We start from the raw sequence: 22,913 nt of genomic DNA, 5'->3' as shown, positions 1-22,913 counted from the left end.
TCGAGGAACGGCAGACTTTTATGCCGGACGGCTGATTGCTTCTATCGCATCGGGCGTGAGTCCAACAGGAGGAATTGAATGCATCATCTGCGCCTGGCCGCCACTGTCACCATGGCTCTGTCCTGTTCTCAGGTCGCAGCCTTCGCCGCCGTCGATGATGCAAACCAGAATGCCGGTCTCGCGCCGCACCGTGCCGTCTACGACATCAGTCTGCTGCGCGCATCCGAGCGCTCCGGCATATCCGGAATGGCCGGACGGATGGTCTATGAATTCGACGGTTCCAGCTGCAAGGGCTATTCGACGAAGTTTCGTTTCGTCACCCGCATCACCACTGATGAAGACACCAAGACGAGCGACCAGCAGAGCATCACCTTCGAAAACCCCAGCACTGGCGACTTCGCCTTCCAGACGAAATCCTTCACCGGCTCGCAGCTGGACAAGGAGGTCAAGGGTGAGGCGCATGAGAAGCCGGACGCGCTGAGTGTCAAGCTGTCCCAGCCGGAGAAGAAGTCCGTGGAGCTCGCCGCCAGCCAGTTTCCGACCGAACATCTGATGGAAGTGATCCGCGAGGCCAAGCAGGGCAAGACGCTCGTGCAGTCCCGGCTTTTCGACGGCACGGACGATGCCGCCGAAAGCCTGCTGACCACGACCGTCATCGGCAAGCAGATCGGTCATGTCGCGGATGCCGGCGATGTACCCGGCAAGGGGCCGGTGGACGAACGCCTGCTCGACACCGTGCCGTCCTGGCCGGTGACGATCGCCTATTACAAGGACAACAACAGCCATGACGCCATGCCGGTCTACCGGATGTCGTTCCGGCTTTTTGAAAACGGCATCGTTGACGATATCGCCATGGACTACGGCGACTTCGTGCTCGGAGGTCGTCTGAGCCGCCTCGATGGCCTGAAGACCAACGTCACCCTGTGCAAGTGACGCCAAACGACTGAATCGTCACGAACGTCCTGTTTTTTCGCTGCCAAGACTTGATTTTCCGGGCCGGAGCCGGTAACGGCACGACCATTCCACACGTGGAGCTTGGGAATGTCCGGGAGAAATCCGGTCCTTTCCGCCGGTGGCGCCGTTCCAAGCGGTGTTCATTGCTTTACGGAGGTTCAACCGGAAAAGGAGTAACAAGGCATGGCATTGCCCGATTTTTCCATGCGCCAGCTGCTTGAAGCAGGCGTCCATTTTGGTCACCAGACTCACCGCTGGAACCCGAAGATGAAGCCGTACATCTTTGGTGACCGCAACAACATCCACATCATCGACCTCGGTCAGACCGTTCCGATGCTGTCGCGCGCCCTGCAGGTCGTGTCCGACACCGTCGCCCGTGGCGGCCGCGTTCTGTTCGTCGGCACCAAGCGCCAGGCGTCCGAAATCATCGCCGACAGCGCCAAGCGTTCGGCCCAGTACTACGTCAATTCCCGCTGGCTCGGCGGCATGATGACCAACTGGAAGACCATCTCCAACTCGATCGCACGTCTGCGCAAGGTCGACGAGATCCTGGCTTCCGACGCCCAGGGCTTCACCAAGAAGGAGCGCCTGAACCTCGAGCGCGAACGCGAGAAGCTTGAAAAGGCTCTCGGCGGTATCCGCGACATGGGCGGCGTTCCGGACCTGATGTTCATCATCGACACCAACAAGGAAAAGATCGCGATCGAAGAAGCCAAGCGTCTTGGCATCCCGGTCGTTGCAGTCATCGACTCCAACTGCGATCCGGACCACGTCGACTTCCCGATCCCGGGCAATGACGACGCCTCGCGCGCAATCGCTCTCTACTGCGACCTGATCGCTCGCGCTGCCATCGACGGCATCGCGCGCCAGCAGGGCGCTTCCGGCCGCGACCTCGGTGCTTCGGAAGAAGTTCCGGTCGAGCCCGCCCTGGAAGGCGAAGCAGAAGCCTGATCCGGCGATATGGCGGACGTTCGCGAAGAATGTCCGCCATCGAAAGTTCAGCATATCCCGGGCAAGGCCGTTTGCAGTGTCTTTTGAAAGCGCCAGCGGCCTTGTTCCATTTCTGGCCTGATGTCCGGCCGGCAAACGCCATTCAGGCGACGCCACTGTCATCACGCCGTCATACTTCCGGGTACAGTCGTGCCCAAAACGAAATGCGGTGCCGGTTCACCCGAAAGGGATAGAGGGCAGGGCACCCGCCGAACGCTGAAAGAGGCATTACATGAGCAACATTACCGCAGCTATGGTGAAGGAACTGCGCGAGAAGAGCGGCGCAGGCATGATGGATTGCAAGAAGGCGCTTGCCGAAACCAACGGCGACATGGAAGCCGCAATCGACTGGCTGCGCGCCAAGGGCATTGCCAAGGCCGACAAGAAGTCGGGCCGCACGGCTGCTGAAGGCCTGATCGGCGTTGCGACTGCCGGCCACAAGGCTGTTCTCGTCGAAGTCAACTCCGAAACCGACTTCGTTGCCCGCAACGATGCCTTCCAGGACATCGTCCGCGGCATTGCCGAAGTTGCGCTCGACACCGACGGTACCGTCGAGGCGATTTCGGCCGCGACCTACCCGGCAACCGGCAAGTCCGTTGCCGACTCGGTCAAGGACGCCATCGCCACGATCGGTGAAAACATGGCTCTGCGTCGTTCGGCCATGCTCGAAGTCGAGCACGGCGTCGTCGCCACCTACATCCACAACGCTGCCGGCGAAGGCATCGGCAAGCTCGGCGTTCTGGTCGCCCTGAAGTCGGTTGGCGACAAGGCCGTCCTGAGTTCGATCGGCCGTCAGGTCGCCATGCACGTTGCCGCAACGGCACCGCTCGCCGTTCGCGCCGAAGACGTCGATCAGGCAGCCGCTGACCGCGAACGCGCGATCTTCATCGAGCAGGCCCGCGAATCCGGCAAGCCGGAAGCCATCATCGAGAAGATGGTCGAAGGCCGCATGCGCAAGTTCTTCGAAGAAGTCGCCCTTCTCTCGCAGGCTTTCGTCATCAATCCGGACCTGACCGTCGCCGCAGCGCTGAAGGAAGCCGAAAAGGAAGCCGGCGCCGCGATCGAAGTGACCGGCATTGCCCGCCTGCTGCTCGGCGAAGGCGTTGAAAAGGAAGAGAGCGACTTCGCAGCCGAAGTTGCAGCAGCCGCCAAGGGCTGATTGACGGTTCAAACCGTTTCTTGATGGAAAACGAAGGGCATCGCGTGACAACGCGATGCCCTTCGTGTATCCGGCTTTGAAATCGAAATTCGGGAGATCACATGTCCGTGCAGCCGCTTTATAAACGCGTTCTGTTGAAAGCCTCGGGCGAGGCGCTGATGGGCAGCCAGGGGTTCGGGATCGATGTCGCGGTTGCCGACCGGATCGCCTCCGACATTGCCGAGGCGAAGGCCATGGGCGTCGAGGTCGGCGTGGTGGTCGGCGGTGGCAATATCTTCCGCGGCGTGGCCGTCGCCTCCAAGGGCGGCGACCGGGTAACCGGCGACCACATGGGCATGCTGGCAACCGTGATCAACGCGCTGGCGCTGGCGACGTCGCTGCGCAAGCTCAACGTCGATACCGTCGTGCTCTCCGCCATAGCCATGCCGGAACTCTGCGAAAGCTTCTCCCAGCGCGCGACGCTCTACCATCTCCAGATGGGTCGCGTGGTGATCTTCGCCGGCGGCACCGGCAACCCGTTCTTCACGACCGACTCTGCAGCGGCGCTGCGCGGCGCCGAAATGGGCGCCGAGGCGATCTTCAAGGGCACGCAGGTCGACGGCATCTATTCGGCCGATCCGAAGAAGGATCCGACCGCCACGCGCTTCGATCACTTGACCCACAACGAGGTGCTGAACCGCGGCCTGGCCGTAATGGACGTCGCCGCCGTTGCGTTGGCGCGAGAAAACTCCATTCCGATCATCGTTTTCTCGATCCACGAGAAGGGTGGCTTTGCCGATATCCTGAGGGGCGGCGGTCGCAAGACGATCGTTTCCGACAACTGACAATGATTTTGGGGCAACGCCCGCGTGACGGGCGGCCCGAGACTAGACAGGAGAATGACCATGAGTGAAGGGATTGACTTCAACGATCTGAAGCGCCGCATGGAAGGCGCGATCAATGCGTTCAAGAGCGACATTGCCTCGCTGCGCACCGGTCGCGCTTCTGCCAACGTTCTCGATCCGGTGGTGGTGGAAGCCTATGGTTCGCGCGTGCCGTTGAACCAGGTCGCCAACATCACCGTGCCGGAACCGCGCATGCTGGCCGTCAACGTCTGGGACAAGCAGATGGTCGGCGCCGTCGATCGTGCGATCCGCGAATCCAACCTCGGCCTGAACCCGATCATCGACGGCCAGAACCTCCGCATTCCGCTGCCGGAACTCAACGAAGAGCGCCGCAAGTCGCTGGTCAAGGTCGCGCATGATTATGCCGAGAAGGCAAAGGTTGCGATTCGCCACGTGCGCCGCGACGGCATGGACGGCCTGAAGAAGGCGGAGAAGGACGGCGACATCAGCCAGGACGACAGCCGCACGCAGTCGGAAAGGGTGCAGAAGCTGACAGACGAGACGATTTCTCAGGTCGACCACTTGCTCGTCGACAAGGAAAAGGAAATCATGCAGGTCTAATGCGCGCGGTCTGCACAACAACACCGCGCTCTGTTCGATGGATAGCGAATGTCTGAGCCTCTAGTGCCGCCTGTACCGGAGCACGTGGCCATCATCATGGATGGCAACGGGCGGTGGGCCAATGCGCGGGGGCTTACCCGCACAATGGGTCACCGCAAGGGCGTGGAGGCCGTGCGCGACGCGGTCAGGGCTGCGGGCAGGCTCGGCATACGCTATCTGACCCTCTACGCCTTCTCGTCGGAGAACTGGCGGCGGCCGGAGACGGAGATCAACGATCTTCTCGGTCTCCTGAAGCTTTTCATCCGTCGCGACCTCGCCGAACTGCACAACGAGAATGTCCGCATCCGCATCATCGGAGACAGGACGGGCCTGCGCGGCGACATCCTGCCGCTGCTGCTCGAAGCGGAAGAGACGACGCGCAACAATTCAGGCCTGACGCTGGTGATCGCCTTCAACTACGGCTCGCGCGACGAGATTACTCGTGCGGTTGTTTCACTCGCCAAGGACGTCGAGGAAGGCCTGTTGTCAGCGGACAGGATTACCGCAGACCTGATTTCCTCGCGGCTGGACACGGCCGGCATTCCCGATCCAGATCTCATCATCCGCACGAGCGGCGAAGAGCGGCTTTCCAATTTCCTGCTCTGGCAGGCCGCCTATTCGGAACTTGTGTTCATTCCGGAATTCTGGCCCGATTTCACGGAGGCACTGCTGGTCGAGGCATTGAAGAAATTTGCCATGCGCAACCGGCGCTTCGGCGCGCTCGCCGAACCCGGCAAGATGGCGGGAACCTGATGCAGCGGGAATTGCAGCTCAGAATCATCTCCGGCATCCTGATGGCTGCCGTCGTGCTCGTCTTGACCTGGTTCGGCGGTTTGCCGTTCCGCATCATGGCGGTCGCCATCGGCCTGCTGATCTATTACGAATGGTCGACCGTGACGCGCCTGCCGGATGTCGACATTCAGGGCAATGCCTGGGGCTGGATATCCGTTGCGGTGATCGGGCTCAACGTTCTCTTCGGGGATGATTCCCACGCCGTTCCGCTTCTTCTCGGCGCCGTCGTGGCCGCCGCGCTGCTGGTTATCGCGCGAAAGCGGAGCTGGTGGCTGCCGGGCGGAATTCTCTATGCAGGTCTGTCGTCGATCGCGCTTGCCGCCATCCGCGGCGACAGCCAGCCCGGCTTCGTGGCCATGCTGTTCGTCTTTGCGGTCGTGTGGGGCACGGACGTGCTTGCCTATTTCACCGGACGGGCGATCGGTGGACCCAAACTGGCTCCGCGCATCTCCCCCGGCAAAACCTGGTCGGGCGCCGTCGGTGGCGCCGTTTTTGGCGTGCTGGCCGGTTGTGCGGTCATCTACGCGGAATTCGCCGTGCCCGGCCTCTGGATCATTGCCATCGCCTTCGCGCTTTCCGTCTGCAGTCAGGCCGGTGATCTGTTCGAATCTTTCGTGAAGCGCCGTTTTGGCGTAAAGGATTCAAGCCATCTGATCCCGGGGCACGGCGGCGTCATGGATCGGGTGGATGGGCTGGTATTTGCCTGTTTCGCGGCATTTCTGATGGGCGCCGCCTATGCGGCAAGCGGCGGAGCAATCGACTCCGTCGGCGCCTACCTGATTGGCCTCAGCGGCTGAGGCCGAAAGGATCGTGTAAGCATGCTCGACAATATCCTGGGCGTTCCCGGCTTCCTGATCAGCTACATCCTGCCTTTCGTGCTGGTTCTGTCGCTGATCGTCTTCGTCCATGAGATGGGGCATTATCTGGCGGGCCGCTGGTCCGGTATCCGGATCCTGGCCTTCTCGATCGGCTTCGGTCCCGAGATTGCCGGTTTCACCGACAGGCACGGCACGCGCTGGAAGCTTTCGGCGATCCCGCTGGGGGGCTATGTCCGCTTCTTCGGCGACGAGGATGCGGCGAGCAAACCGGATCAGGAGGGGCTCGCGGCGATGACGGATGAGGAGCGGGCCCGCAGCTTCAGCGGCGCCAAGCTCTGGAAGCGCGCGGTCACGGTGGCCGCCGGACCCATTGCCAACTTCATCTTCGCCATTCTCGTCTTCGCGGTGATGTTCACCTTGTATGGCAAGCCGGTCGCCGATCCGGTCGTGGCCGACGTCCAGCCCGGCAGCGCGGCGCAGGCCGCAGGCATCGTGCCGGGCGACAGGTTCGTTTCCATCGATGGCGTGCATATTTCCACCTTCGATGACATCCGGCGCTATGTGAGCGTGCGTCCGGGAATCACTATGTCCGTGGTTCTCGAACGGGATGGTCGCGAGATCACCGTGCCGCTGACGCCCAAGCTCCAGGAGATGACCGACCGGTTCGGCAACAAGGCGGAAGTCGGCCTCATCGGTGTCATCACCAACGAGCAGGTGGGCAAGTTCCGCACAGAGTCGTTTGGCCCGGTCGCGGCGGTTGGTGCTGCCGTGCAGCAATGCTGGCACATCGTCACCGGTACGTTCGACTATATCTCGAACATCGTCACGGGACGGATGAAGGCCGATCAGCTGGGTGGACCCATCAGGGTGGCGCAGGCATCAGGCCAGATGGCGACGCTCGGTGTTGCTGCCTTGCTACAGTTGGCGGCCGTGCTGTCGGTATCTATCGGATTGCTGAACCTGATGCCGGTTCCGGTGCTGGACGGTGGCCATCTGTTGTTTTATGGAGTCGAAGCACTACGCGGTAAACCGATTGGGGGGAGGACGCAGGAAATTGCATTTCGTATCGGCCTGGTGATGGTCTTGATGCTGATGCTGTTCTCGACCTGGAACGATCTGAGTTCACTGGTCGGTTAACCGAAGGGACGGTCGGAAAAACCAACTGTTTACGATAATTGCAAACGATAGTGGCCTCCAGGCCACTTGCTGATTTGAAAGTAAATGGATTTTAACCCGCGATCTTGCTTGTGAAGCAAAAGCGGTTAAAACGGCACATGTGGCCAGAGTCGGGTAGGGCGACTTTGGGGCAACGGAAAAGGTAAGTTAAAAATGAAGGCTGGTTCAAAGTTCTTGAACGCGGTGTCAGCGGTTGCACTGTCCACGAGTTTGGTGGTTACCGGTACTGCAGCTGTCGTGATCGCGTCCGCAACGGTGGCAGAGGCCGCAGTCGTCAAAAATATCGTGGTCCGGGGTGCTGGCCGCGTTGGCGCCGATACCGTTCGTTCCAACCTGACGATCAAGCCCGGCAAGAGCTTCAGCAACGCCGACATCGATCAGTCGATCAAGAACCTTTATGCAACCGGCTACTTTTCCAATGTGAGCATCAGCGTCTCCGGCAGCAGCCTGGTCGTGAACGTCGCCGAAGGCCAGCTGGTCAACCAGGTCGTCTTCAACGGCAACCGCAAGATCAAGGACGAGAAGCTCGCCGCATCCGTCCAGACCAAGCCGCTTGGTCCGTACAATCAGGTCATGATCGAGAGCGACATCCAGACGATCAAGGACGCCTACGCCTCGATCGGCCGCAGCGATGTCACCGTCACGACCCAGACCTTCGACGTCGGTGAAGGCCGTCTCAACGTTGCCTTCGTCATCAACGAAGGCGACCGTACGAAGATCGACCAGATCAATTTCGTCGGCAACCACGCCTTCTCCGACGGCCGTCTTGCGGCAATCATCAACACCAAGAAGTCCAACTTCCTGTCGTTCCTGACGCGTCGCGACGTTTACAACCCCGACAAGCTGAAGGCCGACGAAGCCGAGCTTCGCAAGTTCTATTACAATCATGGTTATGCGGACTTCCGCGTGGTGTCGTCCGATGCCGTGCTGGATGAGGCGAGCAACACCTACACGATCACCTTCACGGTGGACGAAGGCGAGAAGTACAACTTCGGCGCCGTGAACGTCGAATCGAGCGTCGAGGGCGTCGATCCCGCGACATTGCAGTCGCTGGTCGAATCGCGCTCCGGCAAGACCTACAGCGCCGACGACGTGCAGAAGACCATGGAGGCGATCGCAGCCAAGGTCGCGTCTGAAGGCTATCCCTTCGCTCGCGTGACGCCGCGTGGCGACCGTGACTTTGCCAACAACACCATTGGTGTGAGCTATCTCATCGACCAGGGCGAACGGGCTTACATCGAGCGGATCGAGATCCGCGGCAACACCCGGACCCGCGACTATGTCATTCGTCGCGAATTCGACATCAGTGAAGGCGATGCGTTCAACCGCGAACTGATTTCCCGTGCCAAGCGCCGTCTGGAAGCGCTTGGCTACTTCACGTCCGTCGACATCACCACGCAGCCGGGCAGCGAGCCCGATCGTGTCGTCGTGGTCGTCAACGTCGAAGACCAGCCGACCGGTTCGTTCGGCGTCGGTGCCGGCTATGCGGCCGGCGGTGACGGCGTCATGCTGGAAGCCTCCATCGAGGAGAAGAACTTCCTCGGTCGTGGCCAGTACATCAAGGTGGCGGCAGGTGCCGGCACGCAGGGCGCGCGCACCTATTCGCTCAGCTTCACCGAGCCGTATTTCCTCGGCTATCGTCTCGCAGCCGGTTTCGACATCTTCAAGAGCGAAAGCAATGGCGGCGACAACTACGATTACCAGGAACAGGGCTTCACGCTGCGCGTGACGGCACCGATCACCGAGGACCTGAAGACGACATTTGCTTACAACTTCAAGCAGATGAAGTATGATGCGAGCTCGTCGGATTATGCCGATCTGTCGCAGCCCTACCAGGACTTGGTCGACAAGAGCCCGTGGACGAAATCCTCGATCTCCAACACGATTGTCTACAACACGATTGACGACATGCAGATGCCGCATGAAGGCATCTATGCAAGCGTGACGAACGAAGTGGCAGGCCTTGGCGGCGACTCGCAGTTCTACAAGATCTCGGGCAAGGCGAAGATGTTCTACACCGTCTCCGATTACGCTGACGTCGTCGCGTCCATCGGCGGTACGGCCGGTTACGTTGCTCCGCTCGGCGGCAATCTGAACGTCTTCGACCAGTTCCAGATCGGCGGCAAGGAAATCCGCGGCTTCGAGAACAACGGTATCGGTCCGCGCATGCCGAACGGCGATGCCCTCGGCGGCACGACCTATATCACGGCGTCGGCTGAAGCATCCTTCCCGCTGCCGGGCATTCCGACGGACCTCAACCTGCGCGGTGCTGTCTTCGCGGATGCCGGCACGCTGTTCGGCAACGAAGTTAGCGGGGCGAGTGGTGCCGAGGGCACGAATGCATCGCTGCGTGCCTCCGTCGGTCTCGGCATCGTCTGGGGTTCGCCGTTCGGTGCGATCCGCTTCGACTACGCCGTTCCGGTCCTGAAGGAAGACTTCGACAAGACCCAGAATTTCCGGTTTGGCATCGCCAACCAATTCTGATATCGGCAGACCAGAACTGGGGGCATCTCCGCTCCGGAGCTTTGGCTGACTTATGATGCATAATGAATTCTTTCCGCCCCATGAGGGCGTAAGCTTGAAAGAGCTTGCGGCGTTTCTTGGGGCGGAACTCGATAATCCTGAACATGGCGAATTGCGGGTGCGGACGGTTTCTCCGGTCGCCCGCGCCAAGCAGGGCGAGATTTGCTACATTCTCGCTCGCCGCCACAAGGCCGATTTCGTCACATGCAACGCGACGGCCGTCCTGTGCACTAAGGCATTGCGCCCCCTGGTCCCTGACCATATCCCGGTGCTCATCAGCAATCATCCGCATACCGATTTTGCGCGAACGGGCGCCCTTCTGCATCCTGATGCCATGCGTCCGGAGCGTATTGCTCCGATCGAGGACCGTGTGTCCCGGCAGGCGGCAGTCGATCCTTCCGCACAGCTGGAGGGTGACGTGGAGGTGGAGCCTTTTGCCGTCATCGGCGCCGGTGCGGTCATCGGTACCGGAACGCGCATCGGCGCGGGCGTCGTCATCGGTCCGAATGTCAAGATCGGCCGTAATTGCACGATCGCGGCCGGTGCGAGCGTTCTCTGCTCGTTGATCGGCGACAATGTCATCATCCATAACGGCGCGCGCATCGGCCAGGATGGTTTCGGCTATGCGCCCGGTCCCCGCGGTCTCCTGAAGATCGTTCAGATCGGTCGGGTCATCATCCAAGACAATGTCGAGATCGGCGCCAACACGACGATCGACCGCGGCACGATGGACGACACGGTGATCGGTGAAGGGACCAAGATCGACAATCAGGTCCAGATTGCCCACAATGTGCGAATAGGACGCCATTGCGGCATTGCCAGCCAGGTCGGCATTGCCGGCAGCACGACGATCGGCAACGGCGTTCAGATCGGCGGACAGTCCGGCTTTAACGGCCATATCGTCGTTGGCGACGGCGTTCAGATTGCCGGCGCCAGCGCGGTTGCGGCCGACATTCCTGCCGGGCAGGTTTATGGTGGCTTCCCGGCGCGCCCGATCCGCGATTTCCTGAAGGAGTCGGCGGAGATCATGGCGCGATCGATCAATCGGCAGAGGGCTCAAGAGGGGAAAGAGGAATGACTGAGGGCAACACCGCAAGCGAACTTTCGACGATCGACATCATGGAGCTGATGAGGCTCCTGCCGCATCGTTATCCGTTTCTGCTGGTCGACAAGATCATCGAGGTGGATGGGGACAGCTCCGCCATCGGCATCAAGAACGTCACGGTCAACGAACCGCATTTCACCGGCCATTTTCCGGAAAACCCCATCATGCCGGGTGTTTTGTTGATCGAGGCCATGGCTCAGACCGCCGGCGCCATCTGTGCGCATAAGAGCGGATCGACCGACAATCTCGTCTACTTCATGACCATCGACAATGCCCGGTTCCGCAAGCCCGTCGTTCCGGGCGACCAGGTCAGGTTCCACGTCGTCAAGCAGAAGCAGCGCGGCAATATCTGGAAATTCCATTGTGACGCAAAGGTCGATGGTCAGCTTGTCGCTGAAGCCGACGTCGGCGCCATGATGGTCCAGAAAGGTGATAAATGACCCTGATTGCGGCATCAGCCAGGATCCATCCGACCGCCGTCGTTGAGGATGGTGCCGTCATCGGCGAAAACGCGTCGATAGGGCCGATGGCCTATGTCGGCCCGCGCGTGGTTCTCGGTGACAATGTTACGCTGCACAATCATGCGGTGGTGACCGGCATCACCCGGCTTGGCGCCGGCTGCACGGTCCATCCGATGGCGGTGATCGGCGGAGAGCCGCAGAGCGTTCATCACCATGGCGAGGAAACGACGCTTGTCATCGGCGACAATTGCACAATGCGCGAGGGCGTGACGATCAATGCCGGGACGGCCCAGGACAAGGGCAAGACCACGGTCGGCAGCAACAACCTCTTCCTTGCAAACTCGCACGTCGCCCATGACTGCGTGCTCGGCGATCACATCATCCTGTCGAACAATGTCATGCTGGCCGGTCACGTGACCGTCGAGGATCGGGTCATTTTCGGTGGCGGTTCTGCCGTTCACCAGTTCTCGCGCATCGGCCGTCAGGCCTTTGTCGGCGGCATGACAGGCGTCGCCTACGATGTCATTCCCTACGGAATGGCCAACGGCAATCCGGCTGTGCTCGGCGGACTGAACATTGTCGGTATGACCCGCGCCGGGCTCGACCGGGCGGTGCTGCACACCGTTCGCCGCGCCTTCAAGCAGATATTCGAGGGTGAACAGTCGATCCGGCTGAATGCTGCCGCGATCCGTGACGAATATGCCGATTGCCCGCAGGTGATCGAGATCCTGGACTTCATCGCGGCGGATAGCGATCGGGCCCTGACGTCGCCTGCCCGGAAATAGGGGCGGTCATGGACGGCGAGCCCTCCCGCAAGACCGGCCGTCTGGCGATTATTGCCGGTGGAGGGCTACTGCCGGTGTATCTTGCCGAAGCGGCCAGGGAGCAGGGTGAGGATCCCTTCATTCTCGCCCTGCGCGGCGAATCCGAACGCGACTGGCATTCCTTCGAACACATCGATATCGATACTGGCAATCTGGCCGGTCTGAAGACGACGATCGGCGAAAAGGGCATAGACCGCGTGGTCATGTCCGGCGCCGTCAAGCGGCGTCCCGATTGGCGTGCCGTTCGACCGGATATCAAGGCACTTTTGAACTTTCCCCGCATCATCCGGTCGCTGGCGTCCGCCGGCGACGACAAGCTGCTGCGGCTGGTGATCGAGGTCATCGAACTTTACGGCTGCAAGGTGATCGGCGCGCAGGATATTGCGCCGAACCTCTTGGCCGAGGTCGGACCGCTCGGCGCGGTCCAGCCGACCGACGAGGACCGGGCGGACATCCGTCAGGCAAGGCAGGCTGCCGAGGCGCTCGGCCGGCTCGACGTTGGGCAGGGCGCGGTCAGCGTCAAGGGCAGGGTGGTCGCGCTGGAAGGTGCGGAGGGCACGGACCAGATGCTGGAGCGCGTCGCACGCATGCGCCGTGAAAGCCGCATATCGAGCCGCGCCAGGGGCGTTCTGGTGAAGCTCTGCAAGCCGCAGCAGGATCTGAGAGCCGATCTCCCGTCCATCGGTCCATCGACCGTCGCCAATGCGGCGGCCGCGGGTTTGGCGGGGATTGCCGTCGAGGCCGGCCGGTCGCTGGTCCTCGACCGAGAGGAGATGGTGAGGGAGGCCGACAGGCTCGGTCTTTTCGTCATCGGGTTCGAGCCCACGAAAAGGGAGAGCTGACTTGGCACCGGAGCCTCTGAAGATCGCGGTTGTCGCAGGCGAAGTCTCGGGCGATCTCCTGGGCGCGGACGTGCTCTCGGCCTTGCGTCGCCGTGTAGACGGACCGCTGGAGATCATCGGCGTCGGCGGCGAGGCGATGGAGGCCCAAGGGCTGAAATCGCTGTTCGACTTTTCCGAACTGTCGATCATGGGCATTTCCGCCGTCCTCGCCAGGCTGCCGCAGCTTGTCCGCCGGATCCGTCAGACGGCGGATGCCATCGTCGATGCCAGGCCGGACCTGCTGCTGATCGTCGACAGCCCTGATTTCACCCATCGTGTCGCCAAGCGCGTGAAGAAGGCACTGCCTGACCTGCCGGTCGTCAACTACGTCTGCCCCAGCGTCTGGGCCTGGAAGGAGTACCGGGCGACGAAGATGCTGTCCTATGTCGATCGCGTTCTGGCATTGCTGCCGTTCGAGCCGGCCGTGATGGAGAAGCTCGGCGGTCCGAAGACGGATTTCGTCGGCCATCGACTGACCAATGACAAGGATCTTCTGGCGGTGCGCCGCGCCCGGATGGACAGGCCGGCGCTCGAGACCGAGGGGCGGAAGACCGTGCTGCTGATGCCGGGTTCACGTGGCGTCGAGATCAAGTTCCTGCTGCCGGTCCTTGGTGAGGCGATGCGCGGCCTGCGCGAACGCCATCCCGACATGCGCTTCATCCTGCCGGCGGTGCCGCGCCAGGAGGCGCGCATTCGCGGGATCGTCGCCGGCTGGCCGGAGAAGCCGGAGATCGTCGTCGGTCCGGATGAGAAATGGAAGGCGCTCGCCATTGCGGATGCCGCCATCGCCGCGTCCGGCACCGTGATTCTTGAGCTGGCGCTCGCCCGCGTGCCGGTCGTCTCCATCTACCGCGGCGACTGGATCATCAACCTGGTCGCCAACCGCATCAAGGTGTGGAGCGCGGCCCTGCCGAACCTGATTGCCGACTACACCGTCGTGCCCGAATATTTCAACGACATGCTGCGGGCGGGCCGGCTTGTGCGATGGATCGAACGCCTGATCGTGCCGAGTCTCGAACGGCAGGCCATGCTGCAGGGATATGACGCTGTCTGGGAGCGACTTTCGACGGAAAGGCCGCCCGGAGAGAAGGCCGCCGAAGTCATCATCGATGTGTTGAAAACGAAAAAACCCGGCCAGAACTGACCGGGTTTTTTGAATTCGCCGTGAAGCGAGGTCTTAGCGCTTGGAAACCGGGATGTAGTCGCGCTTCGGCGAGCCGGTATAGAGCTGGCGCGGACGACCGATGCGCTGCTGCGGATCCTCGATCATTTCCGCCCACTGTGCGATCCAGCCGACGGTGCGGGCGAGAGCGAACAGAACAGTGAACATCGTCGTGGGGAAGCCCAGCGCCTTCAGCGTGATGCCGGAATAGAAGTCGATGTTCGGATAGAGCTTCTTCTCGATGAAGTAGCTGTCGGTGAGCGCGATGCGCTCCAGTTCCATCGCGACTTCCAGAAGCGGATCGTCCTTGATGCCAAGTTCGCCGAGCACTTCATGGCAGGTCTTCTGCATGATCTTGGCGCGCGGGTCGTAGTTCTTGTAGACGCGGTGGCCGAAGCCCATCAGACGGAACGGATCGTTCTTGTCCTTGGCGCGCTCGACATATTCCTGAATGCGATCGACTGTGCCGATTTCCGAGAGCATGTTGAGTGCCGCTTCATTGGCGCCGCCGTGCGCCGGGCCCCAGAGGCAGGCGATGCCGGCCGCGATGCACGCGAACGGATTGGCGCCCGAGGAACCGGCAAGACGGACCGTCGAGGTCGAAGCGTTCTGCTCGTGGTCGGCGTGCAGGATGAAGATGCGGTCCATGGCGCGCGAGAGCACCGGATTGACCTTGTATTCTTCACACGGCACGGCAAAGCACATGCGCAGGAAGTTCGACGAGTAGTCGAGATCGTTCTTCGGATAAACGAAGGGCTGGCCGATATGGTACTTGTAGGCCATGGCCGCGATCGTCGGCATCTTGGCGATCATGCGCAGGCTTGCGACCATGCGCTGATGCGGATCGGTGATGTCGGTCGAGTCGTGATAAAACGCCGACAGTGCGCCGACGCAACCGCACATGACGGCCATCGGGTGGGCGTCGCGGCGGAAACCGGTGAAGAACCGGCTCATCTGCTCGTGAACCATCGTGTGATGCGTCACACGGTAGTCGAAGTCCTTCTTCTGCGTTTCGGTCGGCAGTTCGCCGTACAGCAGCAGATAGCAGGTTTCGAGGAAGTCACCGTGTTCGGCGAGCTGCTCGATCGGATAGCCGCGGTGCAGCAATACGCCTTCATCGCCGTCGATGAAGGTGATCTTCGACTCGCAGGCCGCGGTCGAGGTAAAACCCGGATCGTAGGTAAAGGAGCCGGTGTGCTTGTAAAGCGTGCCGATATCGACGACGCTCGGGCCAATGGTGCCTTCTCGAACCGGCAATTCGACCTGCTTGTCTCCAAGTGTCAAGGCAGCGCTTTTGTCTGTCATGCTCTTCCTCCAGATATGGCGGGCTGGCGCCTCTACGTAGCGCCACGGTTATTAGCGTCAACCGCTTAGCTATATGATCCTGGCGCGTATGCCAAGCTATGCGTCGGCCAAATTGTGCATCGCGAAATCAACTTTGCGACTTTCCCGTGGCAGAGATTGGCTTCATCCCCGAACATTTGCATCCCCGGCCGCGATCATGTCCATCCAACCGGCGTTCGGGTTGATATTTCGTTTGGTGAAATCACGTAAAGATTGCAGAATGGGCGTCTGTCAGCGTGATCTGGGACGGGGGCCTCAGATGGCCTATGCCGGTGAGAAAGGGCGTGTCGTCGAACGGGCACCGGAGCGGGTCACGACGCATGCGCCGCCGCCTCTTCCGCCGATCGACTATGTCGGAAGGGCAGGGGGCCGCGGCCCGTGGCGTTGCGCGGATCTTCGCGAGAAATTCCGCGGGGCGCTGACCGAAGAGCGTCGCTTTCGCCACGACTTTCTCTTTGCACCGGTCGCGCTGGGGCTGGGTGCGGTCATCTGGTTCAGCCTGACGCGGGATCTGCCGTTACCCGCTATCTTTCTGCTCGGGGCATTGGCGCTTGGGGTCGTCCTTGCAGCCGGCCATCACCGGCCCTTGGTACGATATGCCGCAATCGCCGTCCTGCTGCTGGCGCTCGGCATGGGCCTTGCTGCATTCGAGACCTGGCGAACCGAAACCGTCATGCTGGACACGCCGATTGTCACCCGCGTGACCGGCCGCATCGTGAACCGCGAAATCGACGACAATGGCGGATGGCGCTACCTGGTGGACATTTCGGCAACCAGCGAGCCTAACCTGCGGCGGCCCCCGGAAAGAGCGGCCATACTGGCGCGCAACGACCACGAGCCGTTGCTGCCGGGAGAGGGGATCAGCGGCAGGGCCCGGCTCTCGCCGCCCTCCGGTCCGGCGCTGCCGGATGGCTATGATTTTGCATTCTTCTCCTATTATCAGGGGATTGGCGCAGTCGGTTTCTTCTACGGGTCTCCCGACCGCGTGGCGTCGGGGGAGCGCGCGTCCCTTTCCGATCGCCTCCATCTGGCAATCGAGATGCTGCGCGACACGATTTCCGCCCGCATTCGGGCGACTCTTTCGGGAGACACGGGTGCCTTTGCGTCCGCCATTGTCACCGGCCAGAGACGGGCGCTCTCGGACGAGACGGCGGAAGCGCTGCGCATGTCCGGACTGGCGCATGTGATTGCCATTTCGGGCCTGCACATGGCGCTCGCGGCAGGCCTGTTCTTTGCCGGATTGCGCATGGGGTTCGCGCTCTTTCCGTCGCTCGTGCATCGGTTCCCGGTCAAGAAATGGGCCGCCGCCGCGGCTCTGGCCGGGTCGTTCGGGTATCTGCTGATTTCCGGATTGCAGGTATCGGCCATACGCGCCTTCATCATGCTGGCTTTGATGCTGGTCGCGGTCCTCATGGACCGCCCGGCGATCAGTCTCAGGAATGTCGCGCTCGCGGCGCTGATCATCCTCGCCATAACGCCGTCCGCCGTCATGGGGCCGAGCTTCCAGATGTCGTTTGCCGCGACTGTGGCGCTGGTCGCGGGATACCGCTGGTGGCGGATGCGGCCGCGCGGTCGGAGCGCTCCGGGCAGCCATTCCGGGCTCCTTGCCCTGGCCGCGAAGGCCGGCGGCTTTGTGTCGGCGCTGGCGCTCACATCGGCGATCGGCGGTGTGGCGACAGCGATCTTCAGCCTCGAGCATTTCCACCGCCTCGCTCCCTATGGACTTGTCGCCAATCTCGTCGCCATGCCGGTCGTCACCTTCGTGGTGATGCCGGCCGGGCTGGTTTCGGTCCTCGCCATGCCGTTCGGTCTCGAAGACTGGCCGCTTCGCCTGATGGGCGTCGGCCTCGACATGGTCATCGCCGTGGCAAAGGAGGTTACCAGCTGGGGCGGCGGCGTGTCGCCCGGCCGCCTGCCGCCCTATGCCTTCGAACTTTCCGTCGCCGGTTTCCTGCTCCTCGTGCTGCTGCGCAGCCGGCTGCGCTATCTCGGTCTGCCGCCAATGGTCGCGGCGGTTGCGTTGATCGCTGTCGGGGCGAAGCCTTCTGTTCCGGCCTTGATCATCAGCGAGGACGGCAGCCTGGGAGCCATGATTGCCGGTGGAGGACTGGAAATGAACCGCGGCCGCCCGCCATCCTTCATCTTCGAGCAATGGCAGCGGGCACTGGCCATGCCGAAAGGCGAGGGGCCGGACATGCTAACGGGAACAGGTCCGGATCCGCCCAAGACTGAGAAAGGCGATCCGGTGCGGTTGCCAACCGCGGCATTGAAAGCCGAGCGCCTGGCGATGGAAGAAGCCTTGAAGCCTGAGAGCAATCGCTTCCATTGCCGGAAAGCCGCATGGTGCGCCGCTCAGTTCATGGCGTCGGATGGACCCGCACTCAGGGTGGTGACAGTGGAGAAGCCCGCTTTTGCCGGGCCCGCCTGTGATATCGCCGATCTGGTCATCGCGCCATTCCGTCTCGGCTTTGATACCTGCCGTTCCGGCGCGGCATTGATCAGCGCGGAAAGGCTGCGGCAAACCGGCTCGATCGAACTGCATGTGCTGCCTGACGGCAACGGCTTCGAGGTGAAAACCGCACTCGGTTCCACCGACCGGCCTTGGACCCGACACCGATACTACGACTGGCGAACAAACAGCTTCGTGAGCCCGGAGGAACCTGCCACCTGGCATCTCGTGCCGCGTTCGCACGATAGGGATGCGGACATGCGTGTCACCGGTCAGTGATAGCGGCGAATGAGGCCGACCAGCTTGCCCTGAACCTTGACCCGGTCCGATGCGAAGATACGCGTTTCGTAGGCCGGGTTGGCGGCTTCCAGCGCGATCGACGCGCCCTTGCGGCGGAAGCGCTTGAGCGTTGCTTCTTCGTCGTCGACGAGAGCGACGACGATCTCGCCCGGATTGGCGCTGCTGACATTCTTGATGATGACGGTATCGCCATCGAGGATGCCGGCCTCGATCATTGAGTCGCCCTTGACCTCCAGAGCGTAGTGCTCGCCGGAGCCCAGCATTTCCATCGGAACCGACAGGCTGTGCGTATTGTTCTGGATGGCGGAGATCGGCACACCGGCAGCAATGCGGCCCATGACCGGGACACTGACGGTGTCGTTGGCCGGTTCCGGCGCCTTGGGGGCGGGAACCGGTTTCGGCTTGCCGAGACTGCCTTCGATGACGCTCGGCGAAAAGCCGCGTCGCGGCTGCAGGCTCGGCGAGTAGGCTTCGGGAAGCTTGATGACTTCCAGCGCACGCGCCCGGTTCGGCAGGCGCCGGATGAAGCCGCGCTCCTCGAGTGCCGTGATCAGCCGGTGAATGCCGGATTTGGACGCGAGATTGAGCGCATCCTTCATCTCGTCGAAGGATGGCGGAACGCCGGATTCCTTCATCCGCTCGTGAATGAAGAGAAGCAGTTCCTGTTGCTTTCGCGTCAGCATGAATCGGCACCTTCCAGAATCATGAAACAAATACAGAACGGACACTATATGTTCCCACTGTGTTCCGCAAGTGCCTAAAATAGCGTGAAGATCCGGGAGTTCGGCGACGCTGGCCGCAAATTTGTCTTTCGTGGAGGTGTCTGCGCTATTGATCCGCAGCGATTGCGATATATGCCTTCTCGGCTTCCCTTGCCTTCGTCTCGGCAAGCGATCCGTTCAAGACAGCACTCAGCAGCACGCGCGGATCGATCTTGCGCCATCCGCCGCTGACCACCTTGATCCGGTAACCCTGGGCAGCCAGTATCTCGGCTTCCTCAGGCTTGAGGGTGACGATAATCGGGTAATTGTCGTCCGGGTCCCTATCGCCCAATTGACTGCGCTGCAGGAACGGGCGTGCGGTTCCGCTGTGGAGGCGCGCTTCCGAGGCGACAATATCCGCTCCGAGAAACAGGACATCGTCCGGCGGGTGGCCGAGCTTCGCCAACTCGTCCGAAATCGGTTTCCCGAGGTCCGGCATGCCGAAGGCGGCAACGACGGGATAGAGCGCGAGAAGGATTGCCATCGGCAGTGCGGCAATCGCCAGAATCATGCGCGCGTAGACCTGTCGCTTCGCGATGCGCCAGACGAGCAGCAGGCCGAGCGCGATGGCAACGGCGATCGCAACCGTCACCTTGACGTTCAAAAGCTGTGCGGTAACGCCGTAAAGCACGGCGAAGGCAAGTGCGAGCCCGATCGCCGAGAACTTGAGGAACAGGCTCAGATAGCGCGATGTCGTCTCGCGATCGAAGGAGGTGAGCGCGACCGCCATCAGGATCGACAGGTTGGGAAGCGACGGAATGATGTAGCGGTGATCCGGCTTGAAGGCGGGCGCGAACATGGCGATGTTGAGTGCGATCCAGCCCGAGAGCAGCAGAGCCGATGCGCCGAGCCGCTTGACGTCCGGCAGCCTGCGGGTGGCAATCGCCGTCGCCCCGATCACAAACAGCCAGCCGAGCACCGGCAAGAGCAGTCCTGCGAGGCTCAAGCCCAAAGAATCAATGACTGCGAGAACAGAGAATTCCAGCTTGGTGCGCACCTGGTCGCCGACGAACTGGTTGTCGAGCGCCGAGCTCGACCGCAGGATCTGGTAGACGAACCACCAGCCGGCCAAAGCGGCGGAAAAAAGAATCGGCAGCGGCGCGATCAGTCGGCGGAAATGAACGCGGCAGGAGGGAAAGAGGACGATCAGACCGAAGACGCAGGCGGGTGGCGCCAGCGCCGGAATGCCCTTGGTCAGGATCGCCATCGCCGTCCCGCCATAGGCAAGCCAGGCGTCCCATCTGTCTTCTTCGTCGGCGAAGAGCAGGCCGGCAAAGCCGTAAAGGGCGATCAGCATGAACAACGTCAGCGGAATGTCGGGGATCGCCGTGACGGCGGAGCGCAGGAAGACGAAATTGCCGGCGAGCATCGCTAGCGAGAAGAGGGCGATCTCATCGTCTCCCGTCAGCCGTTTTGCCAGCCTGTAGGTGACGAACAGAATGGCGGCGCCGCCGAGCAGCCAGAAGATACGTGAACCGATGACGCCGATGCCGAAGATCTCCATGCCGGCGACGCTCATCCAGTAGGCGAACGGCGGCTTCTTCAGCCGGACCTCGTCCTCGCCGGTGCGCGGTGTCAGGTAGTCACCGCTCTCCATCATCAGCGCCGCGCCCTGAGAATAGTGGCGCTCGTCCGGATAATGCAGGATCATGCTTTCGGCGAAGGGAAAGATCGCCACCAGGAAGGCGACGACGAAGATCGCCGCGATCGTGCGGTTCGAACTCGCAATGGCGGCAAGCGTCTGCGGCATGTCGGCACGGTTTCCCATTGATGCGTTGTCAGGCCACCTGTGTCCACATTTTCGCCGGCAAATCAACCGATGGCGGGCTGTCGCGACGAATGTTCGCGCCAAGACTTGCAAATCGGCCACGGATGAAGCACATCAGCGGCAAATGGAGGAAGTCGCATATGGACGCAACCGGGTCTGCCGGCCGCCGCCTTCTGGATCATCTGGTTCTGCCGGTGACGTCGATCGCGATGTCCCGCGCGCGGCTCGCCAAACTCGGTTTCACCGTCGCCCCCGACGGCCTTCATCCCTTTGGCACCGAAAATTCCTGCGTCTTCCTGTCCGACGGCACCTATCTGGAACCGCTGGGCGTCGCCGATCGTGAGGTCTGCGAGGCGGCAGCGCTTAATGGCAACACCTTCATCGCCCGCGATCAGGCCATCCGCTTTCGCCATGGCGACGAGGGTCTGTCGGCTATCGTCGTCAACACGGACGATGCGGATGCCGATGATCAACGTTTTGCCGAGAACGGCATCTCCGGCGGGCCTATGCTCTCGTTCTCCCGCGTCGGCCGCTTGCCGGACGGCACGGAGCGGACGGCCAGTTTCAAGCTCGCCTTTGCCGCCGACCTCAGGTCGCCGGATTTCTTTGCCTTCTCCTGCCAGCGCATCGCGGCCCTGCCGTCCGGCGGCAAGGCGCTGGAAACGCATGAGAACGGCGTGACCGGCATTGCCCAGGTTGTGCTGTCCGAGCCGAACCCTGCAGATTTCAAGGCCTTCCTGCAGACGGTCGCCGTCAGCAACGAGGCCGTCGAGCATCCGTTCGGCATGGATGTCGGGCTTGAAAACGCCAAGATCTCTGCGCTCGATCCCGCCGGACTGAAGGATGGGTTCGGCCTCAAGGGTTCCACCCATGCCCGCGGTTTGCGCGGCCGGGCGGTCGTGTTCGCGGTCGCCGACATTGCGCGGTTGAAGACCTGCCTTGCCGAAAACGGCGTTGCCTTCGAGGAGCGCGCCGGCCGCGTTTTGGTGCCGCATGAGCCCGGTCAGGGCGTTCTCTTTGCATTCGAGGAAGAAAAATGAACGATCAAACCAATTCTGCAGTGGTTGTTGGTGCCGGCGCCGGGCAGGTGACGTTTTCGAATACGGGTAAACTGTCGCTGATTGCCGGCCCGTGCCAGATGGAAAGCCGCGATCACACCTTCATGATCGCCGGCCGGCTGAGCGAGATCTGCAAGCGCCTCGGAATTGGCCTCGTCTACAAGTCTTCCTACGACAAGGCCAACCGCACCTCGATCGGTGCCGAGCGCGGCATCGGGCTCGACAAGGCGATGGAAGTCTTTGCCGACCTCAAGACGGAATACGGCTTTCCGGTCCTGACCGACATTCACACCGAAGAGCAGTGCGCGCTGGTCGCGCCGACCGTTGACATCCTGCAGATCCCGGCCTTCCTCTGCCGGCAGACCGATCTTCTGGTCGCGGCTGCGAAGACAGGCCGGGTGATCAATGTGAAGAAGGGGCAGTTCCTCGCGCCCTGGGACATGAAGAACGTCCTGAAGAAATTGAACGTCAGCGGCAATCCGAACGTGCTGCTGTGTGAACGCGGCGCGTCCTTCGGCTACAACACGCTGGTCTCCGACATGCGCTCGCTGCCGATCATGGCAGCCATGGGCGCGCCGGTGATCTTCGACGCCACCCATTCCGTGCAGCAGCCGGGCGGGCAGGGCGGTTCTTCCGGCGGACAGCGCGAATTCGTCGAAACGCTGGCGCGCGCGGCAGTTGCCGTTGGCGTCGCCGGCGTCTTCATCGAGACGCATGAGGACCCCGACAATGCGCCCTCCGACGGCCCGAACATGGTACAGATCGACAAGCTGGAGACGCTCCTCGAAAAGCTGCTCGCCTTTGATGCCATCGCCAAGTCCGGTTGATGACGGAGAGATGAAATTATGCCGCCGTCGGGCCGTTGCGGGCCGGTGGCATTGAAATTCCGGCCTGTTCGATTATG

At 61.8% G+C, this 22,913-nt stretch carries 20 protein-coding genes; 17 read left to right on the top strand and 3 right to left on the bottom strand.

The genetic code is table 11. The annotated features are described in order from the left end of the window. The first annotated feature begins 78 nt into the window (after positions 1-78). From NN662_RS10470 to lpxB, 14 genes are all read left to right on the top strand, one after another. A complete protein-coding gene (locus NN662_RS10470) occupies positions 79-933 on the top strand; it encodes a cell envelope integrity EipB family protein (RefSeq protein ID WP_261930215.1) in 855 nt (284 codons plus the stop codon). 204 nt (positions 934-1,137) lie between these two features. Then, entirely contained in the window at positions 1,138-1,905 is a 768-nt protein-coding gene (rpsB, locus tag NN662_RS10465) for a 30S ribosomal protein S2 (protein WP_261930214.1), read from the top strand. A 271-nt stretch (positions 1,906-2,176) separates the two neighbouring features. Further along, entirely contained in the window at positions 2,177-3,103 is a 927-nt protein-coding gene (gene tsf, locus NN662_RS10460) for a translation elongation factor Ts (protein WP_261930213.1), read from the top strand. A gap of 101 nt (positions 3,104-3,204) precedes the next feature. Further along, on the top strand, positions 3,205-3,927 hold the full coding sequence (gene pyrH / locus NN662_RS10455; protein ID WP_261930212.1) for a UMP kinase: 723 nt from the start codon (positions 3,205-3,207) through the stop codon (positions 3,925-3,927). 60 nt (positions 3,928-3,987) lie between these two features. Next, the gene (gene frr, locus NN662_RS10450; RefSeq protein WP_261930211.1) at positions 3,988-4,548 is read left to right on the top strand and encodes a ribosome recycling factor; all 561 of its coding nucleotides are present in this window, start codon (positions 3,988-3,990) and stop codon (positions 4,546-4,548) included. A 48-nt stretch (positions 4,549-4,596) separates the two neighbouring features. Next, a complete protein-coding gene (locus NN662_RS10445) occupies positions 4,597-5,340 on the top strand; it encodes an isoprenyl transferase (RefSeq protein ID WP_261930210.1) in 744 nt (247 codons plus the stop codon). Beyond that, positions 5,340-6,176 carry a phosphatidate cytidylyltransferase gene (locus NN662_RS10440; RefSeq protein ID WP_261930209.1) on the top strand — a complete coding sequence of 279 codons (837 nt, stop codon included), beginning with the start codon at positions 5,340-5,342 and terminating at the stop codon, positions 6,174-6,176. Before NN662_RS10445 ends, NN662_RS10440 begins: the two co-directional genes overlap by 1 nt. Positions 6,177-6,197: 21 nt before the next feature. Beyond that, positions 6,198-7,334: an RIP metalloprotease RseP gene (gene rseP / locus NN662_RS10435; RefSeq protein ID WP_261930208.1), complete on the top strand. Its 1,137-nt coding sequence runs from the start codon at positions 6,198-6,200 to the stop codon at positions 7,332-7,334. A 192-nt stretch (positions 7,335-7,526) separates the two neighbouring features. After that, positions 7,527-9,857, top strand: coding sequence for an outer membrane protein assembly factor BamA (bamA, locus tag NN662_RS10430; RefSeq protein ID WP_261930207.1), 2,331 nt, complete (start codon positions 7,527-7,529; stop codon positions 9,855-9,857). 52 nt (positions 9,858-9,909) lie between these two features. Next, positions 9,910-10,974, top strand: a complete 1,065-nt coding sequence (gene lpxD, locus NN662_RS10425; protein WP_261930206.1) for a UDP-3-O-(3-hydroxymyristoyl)glucosamine N-acyltransferase — start codon at positions 9,910-9,912, stop codon at positions 10,972-10,974. Further along, positions 10,971-11,441 (top strand): 3-hydroxyacyl-ACP dehydratase FabZ, encoded by a 471-nt coding sequence (gene fabZ, locus NN662_RS10420; protein ID WP_261930205.1) that lies wholly within the window; start codon positions 10,971-10,973, stop codon positions 11,439-11,441. The genes lpxD and fabZ overlap by 4 nt, the downstream gene beginning before the upstream one ends. Continuing rightward, on the top strand, positions 11,438-12,247 hold the full coding sequence (gene lpxA, locus NN662_RS10415) for an acyl-ACP--UDP-N-acetylglucosamine O-acyltransferase (RefSeq protein WP_261930204.1): 810 nt from the start codon (positions 11,438-11,440) through the stop codon (positions 12,245-12,247). The genes fabZ and lpxA overlap by 4 nt, the downstream gene beginning before the upstream one ends. Positions 12,248-12,255: 8 nt before the next feature. Further along, the gene (locus NN662_RS10410) at positions 12,256-13,128 is read left to right on the top strand and encodes an LpxI family protein (protein WP_261930203.1); all 873 of its coding nucleotides are present in this window, start codon (positions 12,256-12,258) and stop codon (positions 13,126-13,128) included. A gap of 1 nt (position 13,129) precedes the next feature. Beyond that, positions 13,130-14,311 carry a lipid-A-disaccharide synthase gene (gene lpxB, locus NN662_RS10405; RefSeq protein ID WP_261930202.1) on the top strand — a complete coding sequence of 394 codons (1,182 nt, stop codon included), beginning with the start codon at positions 13,130-13,132 and terminating at the stop codon, positions 14,309-14,311. A 33-nt stretch (positions 14,312-14,344) separates the two neighbouring features. Here the strand turns inward: lpxB and gltA are convergent, their stop codons facing one another. Next, positions 14,345-15,634: a citrate synthase gene (gene gltA, locus NN662_RS10400; RefSeq protein ID WP_261930201.1), complete on the bottom strand. Its 1,290-nt coding sequence runs from the start codon at positions 15,632-15,634 to the stop codon at positions 14,345-14,347. 298 nt (positions 15,635-15,932) lie between these two features. Here gltA and NN662_RS10395 point away from each other — a divergent pair, with 298 nt between their 5' ends. Next, positions 15,933-18,401: a ComEC/Rec2 family competence protein gene (locus tag NN662_RS10395; protein WP_261930200.1), complete on the top strand. Its 2,469-nt coding sequence runs from the start codon at positions 15,933-15,935 to the stop codon at positions 18,399-18,401. Here the strand turns inward: NN662_RS10395 and lexA are convergent. Together lexA and NN662_RS10385 are read right to left on the bottom strand one after the other, a co-directional pair. Further along, positions 18,395-19,105 (bottom strand): transcriptional repressor LexA, encoded by a 711-nt coding sequence (gene lexA / locus NN662_RS10390; RefSeq protein WP_261930199.1) that lies wholly within the window; start codon positions 19,103-19,105, stop codon positions 18,395-18,397. The genes NN662_RS10395 and lexA overlap by 7 nt on opposite strands. 145 nt (positions 19,106-19,250) lie before the next feature. After that, on the bottom strand, positions 19,251-20,933 hold the full coding sequence (locus NN662_RS10385) for an ArnT family glycosyltransferase (protein WP_261930198.1): 1,683 nt from the start codon (positions 20,931-20,933) through the stop codon (positions 19,251-19,253). A 158-nt stretch (positions 20,934-21,091) separates the two neighbouring features. Here NN662_RS10385 and NN662_RS10380 point away from each other — a divergent pair, with 158 nt between their 5' ends. Both NN662_RS10380 and kdsA read left to right on the top strand, forming a co-directional pair. Continuing rightward, on the top strand, positions 21,092-21,991 hold the full coding sequence (locus NN662_RS10380; protein ID WP_261930197.1) for a VOC family protein: 900 nt from the start codon (positions 21,092-21,094) through the stop codon (positions 21,989-21,991). After that, the gene (gene kdsA, locus NN662_RS10375; RefSeq protein ID WP_261930196.1) at positions 21,988-22,836 is read left to right on the top strand and encodes a 3-deoxy-8-phosphooctulonate synthase; all 849 of its coding nucleotides are present in this window, start codon (positions 21,988-21,990) and stop codon (positions 22,834-22,836) included. Before NN662_RS10380 ends, kdsA begins: the two co-directional genes overlap by 4 nt. Positions 22,837-22,913 lie beyond the last annotated feature (77 nt).

The sequence above is a fragment of the Rhizobium sp. NRK18 genome (assembly GCF_024385575.1).
Lineage (GTDB): Bacteria > Pseudomonadota > Alphaproteobacteria > Rhizobiales > Rhizobiaceae > JANFMV01.
The sequence above is the reverse complement of the archived record's forward strand: the minus strand, read 5'-3'. Positions and strand labels throughout refer to the sequence as shown.

Bases quoted from the DNA above. Each gene is read 5' to 3' on its own strand.
- NN662_RS10395 (WP_261930200.1), top strand. From the start codon at position 15,933: ATGGCCTATGCCGGTGAGAAAGGGCGTGTCGTCGAACGGGCACCGGAG.
- rpsB (WP_261930214.1), top strand. From the start codon at position 1,138: ATGGCATTGCCCGATTTTTCCATGCGCCAGCTGCTTGAAGCAGGCGTC.
- gltA (WP_261930201.1), bottom strand. From the start codon at position 15,634: ATGACAGACAAAAGCGCTGCCTTGACACTTGGAGACAAGCAGGTCGAA.
- NN662_RS10385 (WP_261930198.1), bottom strand. From the start codon at position 20,933: ATGCCGCAGACGCTTGCCGCCATTGCGAGTTCGAACCGCACGATCGCG.
- NN662_RS10470 (WP_261930215.1), top strand. From the start codon at position 79: ATGCATCATCTGCGCCTGGCCGCCACTGTCACCATGGCTCTGTCCTGT.
- lpxD (WP_261930206.1), top strand. From the start codon at position 9,910: ATGATGCATAATGAATTCTTTCCGCCCCATGAGGGCGTAAGCTTGAAA.
- fabZ (WP_261930205.1), top strand. From the start codon at position 10,971: ATGACTGAGGGCAACACCGCAAGCGAACTTTCGACGATCGACATCATG.
- rseP (WP_261930208.1), top strand. From the start codon at position 6,198: ATGCTCGACAATATCCTGGGCGTTCCCGGCTTCCTGATCAGCTACATC.
- kdsA (WP_261930196.1), top strand. From the start codon at position 21,988: ATGAACGATCAAACCAATTCTGCAGTGGTTGTTGGTGCCGGCGCCGGG.
- frr (WP_261930211.1), top strand. From the start codon at position 3,988: ATGAGTGAAGGGATTGACTTCAACGATCTGAAGCGCCGCATGGAAGGC.
- tsf (WP_261930213.1), top strand. From the start codon at position 2,177: ATGAGCAACATTACCGCAGCTATGGTGAAGGAACTGCGCGAGAAGAGC.
- NN662_RS10440 (WP_261930209.1), top strand. From the start codon at position 5,340: ATGCAGCGGGAATTGCAGCTCAGAATCATCTCCGGCATCCTGATGGCT.
- bamA (WP_261930207.1), top strand. From the start codon at position 7,527: ATGAAGGCTGGTTCAAAGTTCTTGAACGCGGTGTCAGCGGTTGCACTG.
- NN662_RS10445 (WP_261930210.1), top strand. From the start codon at position 4,597: ATGTCTGAGCCTCTAGTGCCGCCTGTACCGGAGCACGTGGCCATCATC.
- lexA (WP_261930199.1), bottom strand. From the start codon at position 19,105: ATGCTGACGCGAAAGCAACAGGAACTGCTTCTCTTCATTCACGAGCGG.
- lpxA (WP_261930204.1), top strand. From the start codon at position 11,438: ATGACCCTGATTGCGGCATCAGCCAGGATCCATCCGACCGCCGTCGTT.
- pyrH (WP_261930212.1), top strand. From the start codon at position 3,205: ATGTCCGTGCAGCCGCTTTATAAACGCGTTCTGTTGAAAGCCTCGGGC.
- NN662_RS10410 (WP_261930203.1), top strand. From the start codon at position 12,256: ATGGACGGCGAGCCCTCCCGCAAGACCGGCCGTCTGGCGATTATTGCC.
- NN662_RS10380 (WP_261930197.1), top strand. From the start codon at position 21,092: ATGGACGCAACCGGGTCTGCCGGCCGCCGCCTTCTGGATCATCTGGTT.